We start from the raw sequence: 251 nt of genomic DNA on the forward strand, positions 1-251 counted from the left end.
GTCTTGGGGCCGTCGCTGGGCAGGTGCCAGCCCAGGCTTTTGTTCAGTTCACGGATCGAGGCGGCGCCGTCGATGATGTAGCGACCATCGGGCTGGGCTTCGATATGCGGGTTATCCACAGCCTGATCGCTTTCGAATTCGCCGACGATCTCTTCCAGAATATCTTCCAGGGTGACGATGCCCAGCACTTCACCGTACTCGTCCACCACCATGCCCAGGCGCCGCTGCTGCTTGTGGAAGTTCAGCAGTTG

1 protein-coding gene is annotated in these 251 nt (G+C 59.8%); it reads right to left on the reverse strand.

Going from position 1 to position 251, the window contains the following annotated elements:
* A partial coding sequence (locus tag AAEZ05_RS29540; RefSeq protein WP_350650181.1) for a CBS domain-containing protein occupies nt 1-251 on the reverse strand: 251 nt, incomplete at both ends.

Origin of the sequence: Pseudomonas sp. HY13-MNA-CIBAN-0226, assembly GCF_040310305.1 — a bacterium.
GTDB lineage: Bacteria > Pseudomonadota > Gammaproteobacteria > Pseudomonadales > Pseudomonadaceae > Aquipseudomonas > Aquipseudomonas gregormendelii.